Source organism: Bacillus sp. 205(2023) (genome assembly GCF_037027485.1).
GTDB classification, from domain to species: Bacteria; Bacillota; Bacilli; order Bacillales; family Bacillaceae; genus Bacillus; species Bacillus halotolerans.
This window is the reverse complement of the sequence record NZ_JAXCHF010000052.1, coordinates 1-240: the sequence shown is the minus strand read 5'-3', so window position 1 is coordinate 240 and position 240 is coordinate 1. Positions and strand designations below refer to the sequence as shown.

The 240-nt window shown below is 40.8% G+C and carries 1 pseudogene; it reads right to left on the bottom strand.

The features are described from left to right. Positions 1 to 240: pseudogene (locus WA325_RS21360) on the bottom strand (DUF1492 domain-containing protein); the annotation flags it as partial.

The following is a 240-nucleotide window of genomic DNA, read 5'->3' as shown; positions in this document are numbered from 1 at the left end:
CAAATGGCACTTGGGATGATCTTTCATCAGGTTCTTCTTCCAACGATAATAAGACGCTCGTGAGATACCTAAATGAACACAGATATTCTGCACGGTCATTGCGCTGCGCAATCCTTCTACAAGTTCGACTGACGTTTGGCTATCAACTTCCTTTCCAATTCGTTGTACTTTTTTAAAACTTCATTTTGTTGTCTCAGATAACGGTTCTCTGCCTGCAGTTTCTCTAATTCGGAAGAATAC